The 9,464-nt window shown below is 60.5% G+C and carries 10 protein-coding genes and 1 pseudogene; 7 read left to right on the top strand and 4 right to left on the bottom strand.

What is annotated here, in order from left to right:
- Positions 1-201 precede the first annotated feature (201 nt).
- Positions 202-423: a transposase gene (locus BW11_RS11950; protein WP_258184685.1), complete on the bottom strand. Its 222-nt coding sequence runs from the start codon at positions 421-423 to the stop codon at positions 202-204.
- A 112-nt stretch (positions 424-535) separates the two neighbouring features.
- Positions 536-1,330, bottom strand: a pseudogene (locus BW11_RS11945) (transposase); the annotation flags it as partial.
- Positions 1,331-2,042: 712 nt separating this feature from the next.
- On the opposite strand from BW11_RS11945, the gene BW11_RS11330 reads away from it, so the two are divergent.
- Together BW11_RS11330 and BW11_RS11325 are read left to right on the top strand one after the other, a co-directional pair.
- Positions 2,043-2,627 carry a ParA family protein gene (locus BW11_RS11330; protein ID WP_140445850.1) on the top strand — a complete coding sequence of 195 codons (585 nt, stop codon included), beginning with the start codon at positions 2,043-2,045 and terminating at the stop codon, positions 2,625-2,627.
- Complete coding sequence (locus tag BW11_RS11325) at positions 2,624-2,860, top strand: hypothetical protein (RefSeq protein ID WP_107042474.1); 237 nt, start codon at positions 2,624-2,626, stop codon at positions 2,858-2,860. The genes BW11_RS11330 and BW11_RS11325 overlap by 4 nt, the downstream gene beginning before the upstream one ends.
- 152 nt (positions 2,861-3,012) lie before the next feature.
- Here the strand turns inward: BW11_RS11325 and BW11_RS11630 are convergent, their stop codons facing one another.
- Positions 3,013-3,171 (bottom strand): hypothetical protein, encoded by a 159-nt coding sequence (locus BW11_RS11630; protein ID WP_181162625.1) that lies wholly within the window; start codon positions 3,169-3,171, stop codon positions 3,013-3,015.
- A 462-nt stretch (positions 3,172-3,633) separates the two neighbouring features.
- Here BW11_RS11630 and BW11_RS11320 point away from each other — a divergent pair, with 462 nt between their 5' ends.
- From BW11_RS11320 to BW11_RS11310, 3 genes are all read left to right on the top strand, one after another.
- On the top strand, positions 3,634-4,806 hold the full coding sequence (locus BW11_RS11320) for a triacylglycerol lipase (protein WP_140445851.1): 1,173 nt from the start codon (positions 3,634-3,636) through the stop codon (positions 4,804-4,806).
- A gap of 444 nt (positions 4,807-5,250) precedes the next feature.
- Positions 5,251-5,844: a recombinase family protein gene (locus BW11_RS11315; RefSeq protein WP_043167744.1), complete on the top strand. Its 594-nt coding sequence runs from the start codon at positions 5,251-5,253 to the stop codon at positions 5,842-5,844.
- A 710-nt stretch (positions 5,845-6,554) separates the two neighbouring features.
- Positions 6,555-6,803: a mycoredoxin gene (locus tag BW11_RS11310; RefSeq protein ID WP_043167746.1), complete on the top strand. Its 249-nt coding sequence runs from the start codon at positions 6,555-6,557 to the stop codon at positions 6,801-6,803.
- 187 nt (positions 6,804-6,990) lie between these two features.
- Here the strand turns inward: BW11_RS11310 and BW11_RS11305 are convergent, their stop codons facing one another.
- A complete protein-coding gene (locus BW11_RS11305; protein ID WP_043167748.1) occupies positions 6,991-7,461 on the bottom strand; it encodes an Hsp20/alpha crystallin family protein in 471 nt (156 codons plus the stop codon).
- A gap of 766 nt (positions 7,462-8,227) precedes the next feature.
- Between BW11_RS11305 and BW11_RS11300 the strand changes: the two genes are divergently transcribed.
- Positions 8,228-8,710 (top strand): hypothetical protein, encoded by a 483-nt coding sequence (locus tag BW11_RS11300; protein WP_052119344.1) that lies wholly within the window; start codon positions 8,228-8,230, stop codon positions 8,708-8,710.
- Positions 8,711-8,797: 87 nt separating this feature from the next.
- On the top strand, positions 8,798-9,394 hold the full coding sequence (locus BW11_RS11295) for a sugar O-acetyltransferase (RefSeq protein ID WP_238549709.1): 597 nt from the start codon (positions 8,798-8,800) through the stop codon (positions 9,392-9,394).
- The last annotated feature ends 70 nt before the right edge of the window (positions 9,395-9,464 follow it).

Here is a 9,464-nt window from a genome sequence, read left to right as displayed (position 1 = left end):
TATTTTCATGACCGTATTGCGGGGCCGGAGGCCTCCCATGGTGATGTCAAACGTGAACTCCGTCCCTATCTGCTGCTTGCGCCATTTCGACAGCGCGTTGCTCACATGAGCCAACGTCAGGCAGGCTTCCATGATCAACGCAGACAATATTAGGCTCTTCGGGTGTTTGTGTGGGTGTGAGTCGTTGGTTGTGCCTGCTGGTTATTGGCGTCCGGGGAGTGTGAGGTTGAGTCCGCCGCATTTGAGCATGACGAGGCTGATGAGGTTGTCGAGGTTGCGGTAGCCGTAGCCGATCTTGATGGTGGTCTTGATCTTGTTGTTCACGGCCTCGAGCCTGGCGTTGGACAGTCCGCTGCGGATGGTTGTGAGGATGTCGAAGTGGCGCCTGGCGATCTTCTCGCCGAGCTGGACGAATCCGGGGATGCCGGACAGGGACGCGTCGGCGGCCCATTGGCGCCAGGGGGTCGGCCGTGTCGGCGGTCTGCTTGAGGATCATGCGCAGGCGTTCCTTGAGCTTGTACGCCTCCCAGAGGGTCTCGTTGGTGTTGGCGATGCATTCCAGTTGCGCCTTCTGCCCGGCGGTCAGGTCGTCCTCGTTCTTCAGCAACGCCCAACGCGCGCCCTTGACCGGATCCTTCGCGCCTTTTCGGGCCGTGCCGGCCTTTCTGGCCTCGCGCCATGCGGCGGTGCGGACCTTGTCGAGCGCGTCGGTCGCCCAGGACACGATATGGAACCCGTCGAGGATGCGTTCGGCCCGCGGGCACCAGCGGAACGCGCACTCGTCGATCCACCGCGCCCCGTCGCCGGTGATCACCCGGATGGAGGCGCGCTGCTCCTCGGCGAGCGTCTCGAAGAACAGGTCGAACACCTTCTCGCCGTGCCCCTCGTGCATCCATACGACCCTGCCGCGGTCGTGGTCGACGACCACGGTCATGTACCTGTGGCCCTTGCGGTAGCTGGTCTCGTCCACGCCGATGGAGCGCAGACCATCGAACAGGCCCGCCCCCTGTTCGGCCCGCAGGTCGTCGGCGACCCTCCTGCACACGGGGCCCACGCTCTTCCAGTCGATGCGCATCAGCGCCGACACGGCGCTTCTGGGCGCGTGCACGCTCAGCCAGGCGATCTGCTGCTCGAAGTCGCGCGTGTACGCGCTTTTCCTGCGCGCCCACGGCGCCATCGCGACCGTCACCCCGTGCTCGCGGCACGTGACGCGCCGGGGCGCGTACTCCAACAGCAGGCGCGCGCACCCGAGGTCGAGGTGGCGCCAGCGCCGCACGCCCAGCCGGTCGTACGGCCGGCCATGCCCGCCGCATCTGGCGCACCGGTCCATATCGCCCGCGTGCGGGCGCACCGGCACGATGACGACGCTCCCGCCACGCGGGTCGTCCTCGACGCGGGGCGTGGAGACCACGACGTTGGCGGGCAGGTGCAGCATGCGCTTGAGCGCGCCGGCTGATATGGTTGGCACAGGCGTTCCCTTGTTCCGGTTCTACATTTCTTGGCGGAAACAAACCATACAGGAGAACGCCCCTCTCATATCCCACACACGAAAAAGCCCCGGCGAAGACGCCGAGGCCCAACACCCCACCACACAAACTGGCGAAGACTCATATTATTCGGTGCAGATATGCGCTGAACTCAGGGCCTTGAATGGATTCCTGCGTGAAGAGGATGCCCGTCATCAGATATATGGCACCGTTGATTGCGCCTTCGACCGGATACCACTATCTCGGTGCCATCAGGCGGTCGGACAAGTCGCCGCGATCGTGGGTGGCCTGCTTCGGGTTCGGCTCCAAGGACTGGAGCGGCGGCAGTGGGATCTGGGTTGCGGTGGTCATGGCCTGCTCTGTTCCTGTCGCGGCTTGCGTGACGCTCGCCCTTTCGTTGCGACTGTCGGTGGATGTGTTGACAGGACCATCAAACATTTTACTTGCATGCAAGTCAAGTGTTCTCGTCCGTGGTTCCGTCCGCCGTTTGATCGGCCGCGCTGTGTTATTCTGATAATTAATTAAATAATTAATTAATTATTGAAAGGGGCGTCCGTGAAGATCACCATCGCGAATGCCAAGGGCGGAGTCGCCAAGACCACCACGGCCATCTACCTCGCCGCGGCGGCTACCATGCGAGGGCTTGACGCCAGAGTGCTCGACGCCGATCCGCAATCGTCCGCAAGCCTGTGGGCCGACCTCGCCGACGACAACCACGACCCACTGCCCTTCGACGTCGCGCCGGCGAACCTGTCGACGCTCGGCCGACTCAGGCCTGAGGCCGGCGAATGGTGCTTCGTCGACGCGCCGCCGTCCGGCCGTGTGCTCGAGAAGGCGATCGAGGTGGCCGACTTCGTCATCGTCCCGACGTCGGACTCCCCGATCGATCTGCAGCAGGCATGGGCGACGCTGCAGGCGGTCGACGGCAAGGTGCCGGCGGCGGCACTGCTCGTGCGCGCCGAGATCGGCACCACCGCATTCAAGGACACGATGACGGCGCTCGAGAGTAACGACACCCCTCGGTTCGAAGCCGTGGTGCACAAGCGTCAGGAGATCAAGAAGTCCCTGGGCTGGAATCCCACCAAACTGTACGAATACGGTGACGTGCTCACCGAGCTCACCAAGGAGGTCAATCAGTGAAAGGCAACATGAAGGCGTACAAGCCGGCGTCCGAAGATCGAGAGATCAAGGAGATCCAGGACGTGTTCCGCAAGGACGACGCCCCAACCGACGATGAGAACCCGTTGGTCATGACCTCCATCCGTCTGCACGCCAAGACCCGCGCCGCCGCCAAGGTGTACGCGATCGAGCATGGCATGAAGATGCAGGAGGTCATCGAGAACGCGCTCTCCAAGTACATCGGCGAGCGGTGAGGCTCGGTGGAATCGTGGTATTTCGATAATTAATTAAATATTTATTTAATTAATTATGTAGGCCGGCAGCGGATCAGGGATCCGTGCCGGCCTTTTTGCAGGAACAGAAGTGTGCGGAAGGCGTTTCGTCGTCGCGCTGCCGCGGTACCGAGCTACCGTAGCTCGTCGTGATGCTGGTATGAGGCGATCGGCCCGTCCGACGACTTCCATCCGTCGTCGCCGTGATACGCATCGGGCATGGACGCAGAGGTCCTCACCTCGGTCTTCAGCAGATACGCCTCGGCGAAATCCAATGTCGTGAACACCATCATGAACCTCCTTTACGTGAGTCATTCCCCTACCGCCGTACGCGATGGCGGCGCAACGGCGGCCCCCTCCGTCGTTGAGGACCATGTAAGCACGGGGCTTCGGTCGCCACAAGAGGCGACGCATACGAAGATGCTATGGCCTGTTCAAGGCGGAGGCGATGACTTATGAGTGCTGACGAGTATGGCGTGCGAGCCTGCGCGGCCGATCGGCTTCAGGTGGACGTTTCCTTTGATTCCGGTAACGGTACGGTGTGTGGTAATTATTTAATTAAATAAATAAATATTTAATTAAATAATTACCACACTGGGACATCGTGCCGTCGTGCGGGCGACAGGCGGAGGGCGCGGATTTGGCCGCATATCAATCAACCGGACAACGCCAGCGCTCCTACACTTGGAAATCGGGAACGGTCGGATGATTGGAGGACGGTCATGAACGCGCAACCCCCTTCCCCCTCATTTCGGATGCACGGCAGACTGCGGGCGCTGAACATCGGAGTCTGGCTGCTGCTGGTCTTCTGGTGGACGACGCTGATCGCGACCGTCGGGCTGGTCGCTGCGGCGTTCGCGATGATCCCGCACGACTGGCCGGCATGGGCCGCCATCGTGCTGTCCGTGATCGTCGTGGAATCGATCGTCTTCTGGATCGGCATCATCGCCGTCTATCTGACCAGCGTCCAGCTGGGGCTGAAGATCCGCGTCATCGGCGTCATCTGCGGGTGGATACCCATCGCAAACCTCGTTGCGCTGCGGCTGATCATCCGCACATGCCGTGAGGAGGTCCGGTTCGAGGACGACAAGGAACGGCTCGACGCCTCCCGCGCGGCCTATCGTGTGTGCGCCACTCGATATCCGATCCTGCTGGTGCACGGTGTCTTCTTCCGCGACTCGAAGGTGTTCAACTACTGGGGACGCATCCCCGGCGAACTGGAACGCAATGGTGCGACCGTATATTACGGAGGCCATCAGTCGGCGGCGTCGGTCGAGGACGCCGGTCGGGAGCTCGCCGCGCGTATCCGCCGGATCGTCGACGAAACCGGGTGTGGGAAGGTGAACGTCATCGCCCACTCCAAGGGCGGGCTGGACATGCGTTGGGCGATCGCGCGCGAGGGGGTCGGCAGGCTCGTCGCGTCGCTGACCACCATCAACACCCCTCATCGCGGCTGCGGATTCGCCGACTACCTGCTCTCCAAGGTCCCGGACGGCGCGAGGCGCCGTGTCGAGGCCACGTACAACGCGGCCGCCGCCAGGCTCGGCGACCCGAACCCGGACTTCATGGCCGCGGTGCGGGATCTCACGCAGTCCGGATGCGCGCGCATCAACCGCGAGATCGGGCTGGGGTCGTTCCCGGGCATCGTCTGCCGCAGCGTAGGATCACGCCTGCTGCATGCCACCACAGGCAAGTTCCCGCTGAACTTCACCTATCCGCTGGTCAAATGGTTCGACGGGCCCAACGACGGACTCGTCTCCCGACCGTCGTTCCCGTGGGGCGACGACTTCGTCTGGGTCGAGCCGACCGGAAACCGCGGCATCTCCCACGCGGACATGATCGACCTGGACCGCGAGAACATCCCCGGATTCGACGTGCGCGAGTTCTACGTGGGGATGGTCGCGGACCTGAAGCATCGCGGACTCTGATTCGCCGGTCGCCCGTGGCCGGTTGCCCGTGAGCCGGTTGCCTGATGTCCTGATGCACGGGGAAACGAAAAGCCCGGCCGGTGGGCCGGGCTTTCAAGGAAAAGAAAGGAGAGAGAAGAAAGAAGGGATTCAGTTATCGCGGTCTGTTGTGGCCGTGATTCATATATAACCGCATGATGTTCAACGCATCATGGGTGCAGTCTGAAAGTTTCTTGAGAATCTACGTTCCCAGTTTGGTTTCTGGTTCGCGACGATGCCGTGCCGGCGGTCATGCGGAAGGTCGACGATTCCCCTCTACGATTCCCGAAAACGGTCGTTTTCGATACGATTTCGGAGCCGCATCGCGATGTCGCCGAAACGCCGTGTGAAGGATTCTCAAAACCCGTTCCAAAATCAATGTCCCAAAACTCATCGAACTTGTCGGGTTATGGTACGTTCGGTGGCATGGAAAAGCGATTCGGATATGCCAGGGTGAGCACTGCGGGCCAGAACGCGGATCTGCAGATCGACGCGCTCGAGCAGGCCGGGTGTGATCGGATCTTCATTGACACCGCATCGGGTGTGAAGGCTCATCGCCCGGAACTCGACCACATGATCGAGCTGCTGCGCGAAGGGGACGTGGTCGTCGTCTGGCGGCTGGACCGTCTGGGTCGTAGCGTGCAGAACCTCGTCGAGATGATGAACCGGTTCCAGAAGCTGGGCGTCGGATTCGTAAGCCTGACCGAGGCGATCGACACGACCACGCCCGGCGGCATGCTCACGTTCAACATCTTCGCCGCGCTGTCGCAGTTCGAGCGTGATCTGATCCGCGAGAGGACGCAGGCCGGACTAGAGGCTGCCCGTGCGCGCGGCCGCACCGGCGGCCGTCCGGCGAAGCTCGACGAGAGGCGGATCGACGAGATTCATCGCCTGTACGACTCGAAGACGCTGACCGTCAGACAGATCGCGGAGCTGATGCACGTCAGCCGATCCACCATCTACCGGCTGCTGGAGGAGCGGCGCACCGCGAAAGTGCGTAAAAGTGCCATGGCCGAATGAGCTGGAAGGAACTGGATCTGGCATGCGGAAGCAGGTACGCGTGTAAGAAGTACAGCAACCAATTAATGAATGACTAACCAACCAACGACCATCAATCAACGTGCAACTACAACAACGAATCGTAAGCTGCAGACCAGCTGCACCACGCTGGCGGCGGGTTCGTGTCTGTGATTGAGGGAGGGAGAGGAGGGAGCGGAGCGAACGAGCCCTTGCGAGGAAGGCAAGAGCTCGCGAAGTGAATGATCACTCAATGGACTGTGACGTCGGTCGGTCGATCGGTCGCCTCGCTTCACTTTGGTGGGTGCCATTACCAGTTTTTTGTCTTTTTCCCACGACGGCGGCGAATCCCCGCGGAGCGTCTTGTGTGAGATGTCGGCCAGCCCGTTTATGCCATCTGCTGTCCGCGAGGTCTGTTGAGGATGCTCTACAACGAGCGACACCGCCGAGCTCGGCGCGTGTTTATTGGACGACGCGACGGTGGACCCGAGGGGGCGGATTTTCGTGGCGGACTGGCCCAACACTCCACGGTCACGAGCACGTATTACCAGTACGTGGTACACTCGCTGTGTATGAATTTCTGTGTATGAATTTCTTTGGCCTCGACTTTACCAGAGTCGGGGCCGTTTCTTATATGTAGCGTGTTGATCGTGTTCCCGCGCATCTGACGGGGACGACTGGCTTATGTAATCGTCAAGAAAAGGAGCTCGGGCATGGCCATCGAAGTGTATGGAGCGGATTGGTGCGGCGACTGCAAGCGCGCGAAAGCAGCGCTGCAGGAGTTCGGCGCCGAATACGTCTGGCATGATCTGGAGAGCGAGGAGGGTGCCGCGGACAAGGCGGTGGCGATCAGCGGGCAGATGCACATCCCTGTCGTCCTCTACCCCGACGGCGCGTTCCAGGTCGAACCGTCGTCGACCGACATCAGGAACAAGCTCGGCGAGCTGAGGCTGCTCAAGTAGTCGTTAATCGTGCAGTCGCATTGAAACAATGCAAAACGAAAGGCGCCCTCACGACTTGTCGGGAAGTCGTGAGGGCGCCTTTCAGGCTAGGCTTTGTTTCCCGTCGTCCGTCGACTCAATCCGGTCGGGACGTATAGACGGGCGGCGTGCCTGTGCGGTCTGCGCGAGCCGATGTCGCGTCGAGGCGTCAGCCCTCGATGGCGATCTGGTGCTTGGACTCGACCTGCGGGGCGGCCTGCATCTTCGGAACCTGAACGCACAGCGTGCCGTTGTTGTACGAGGCATGGATGTCGGATTCCTTGACCTGATCGCCGACGTAGAAGCTGCGAGAGCAGGAACCCGCGTAGCGTTCGCGACGCAGCCACTTACCGTTCTCGGACTGGGCGTCATCGCTCTTGTCCTCATGCTCGCCGCTGCGGGTGGCGGACACGGTCAGGTATCCGTTGTTGAGCTCGAGGTTGATGTCTTCCTTCTTCATGCCGGGCATGTCAATGTCGACGTCGTAGCCCTTGTCGGTCTCGCGCACGTCGGTGGACATCATGTTGGCGGGCATGACGGCGCTCATGCCGCTGTCCGTGTTGCGCCACCCCTCGAAGAACGGGTCATCGAACAGATCAGAGAACATCGTGTCATTCATCAAAGCCGGAAACATTGCCATAATCGGTACTCCTTGACTAGGAGGGAACGCGGCTTGGCTACCGTCGCACCTCGCGCCGCCTGCCGTGGCGGCGTTCGCACGATGGATATCGTGGCCGGTTCCGGAACCTCTCCCGAGGCTCTCACCTTCGCCTTTCACTTCCCTCAATTCCCACGGTGATGAATCATTCCGGTGTTTCACCCACGGTGAACATCATGGGGAATAGGGATGAGACGTTCTGGATGGGCTGACCGCAACGACGAGAAAGCCCAGCTGATCAGGCCGGGCTTCAAGGAGAGAGGAAGAAGAAGGGATTTGGGTTCGCGCTCTGGTCATCACCGCCTTTTCGTTATCGTTTGTGGTCGTTGATTCATATACAACATCGCGAACTTCAACGGATCGTCCGTGTGGGCTGCGAATCGCATGGGAATGCGGTTCCGGAATCCCGGGAACCGGTCGTGGGGCCGTCAAAGGTATGCGAAACGAGATGAGCCCGGCGGATTGGGCCGGGCTCATCTCGGAGAGAGGAAGAAGAGAAGAAGAAAGGTTCAATTATCACCGCCTGTGTGGCTGTGATTCCATATAACCGCATCGTATTCAACGCCCCATGCGTGATTCCTGAGAGTTTCTTGGAAACGATGTGCCGTTCGTGTGCATACGACTTTCCGGCTATGGCGCATATGGGATGTTCCACTCGCCGCGCTGCACCACATTCCTGCCGTGACTTATCAGAACATTCCGTCACAATGGGGCAAGGGCCCAAGACCAGACCAGATGGAGGTGGATCGTGAACACTCGTACAGGCATCCGAGACGTCCGGTCGACCGCATGCGTGATCTTGGTCGGTCTTACGTACGCTCTGTTTCTGGCATCTGTATTAGCGAGCATCCTCTTTGACGGCAGATACACTATGGCCGCTGCGTTGATGATCAACTTCTTCATCCCGCCGGTGCTGTTGGTCGCTAACGGCGTGTATGCATCACGGGCAGAAACCTGCAGACGACCATGGCGTGCTGCGCTGTTCCCGCTGATATGCTCCCTTACGCCGATTCCGCTGCTCGCGACCCTGATACTTCTGTATCGGGGCACATGCTCCGCAGGCGAGGCGTGCACGGCGATCACAGGCGACTGGTATCTCTCCTGGACGCCGCTTGACCAGTTCGGATGGTTCGTCATGGTGTTCTCCGTCGCATCGTTCCTCGGATTCGCCGTCGTGTTGGCTGCCGGGTACATCGTCTTCCGCATGATGGCAAGACGACGGATCGAATGACGGATATCATGAGTGCAGTCTCCGGCATGGAAGCCGGAACCGACGACAGGAGCGACCATGACCGTGCCACAGCAGGTATTCGACATCATGCATTCCCCGGGAGTGTACTTCTGGGACGAGAGGACGATGGGCGTCGCCCAACGTGAGCAACGTGACCTGCTGTACGATATCAACGCCCTGCATGCCGACGATCCCAAGCGCAAGAAGCTACTGAAATCCTATTTCGGTTCGATGGGCGAAGGCGTATGGATCGAACCTCCACTGCATGCGAATTGGGGATGCTCGACGCATCTGGGCGACCATGTGTACGCGAACTTCAACCTCACGCTCGTCGACGACGGCGAAATCTTCATCGGCGACTATACGATGCTCGGGCCGAACGTCACTCTTGTGACGACCGGCCACCCGATTGACCCGGATCTGCGCCGCAGGGTCGAACCTGCCCAGTTCTCTGAGCCAATCCACATCGGTAGCAATGTGTGGATCGGAGCCAATGTGACCGTGCTTCCAGGCGTCACCATAGGCGACAATTCTGTCATCGGCGCATGCAGTCTGGTCACGAAGGACATTCCCACCGATTCGGTGGCCTTCGGATCGCCATGCCGGGTCGTACGTGCGATCAATGACCATGATCGCAAATTCTATTGGCGGGATCGACGTATCGGGGACGGCATTCGATCCTGACACGCGAATGGCTCGTGACCACTTGAGAGTGATCGCGAGCCATTTCTTCTCTTCGTGTGCCGAGTGTGGT

Source organism: Bifidobacterium sp. UTCIF-38 (assembly GCF_006454495.1).
Lineage (GTDB): Bacteria > Actinomycetota > Actinomycetes > Actinomycetales > Bifidobacteriaceae > Bifidobacterium > Bifidobacterium callitrichos.
The sequence above is the reverse complement of the archived record's forward strand: the minus strand, read 5'-3'. Positions and strand labels throughout refer to the sequence as shown.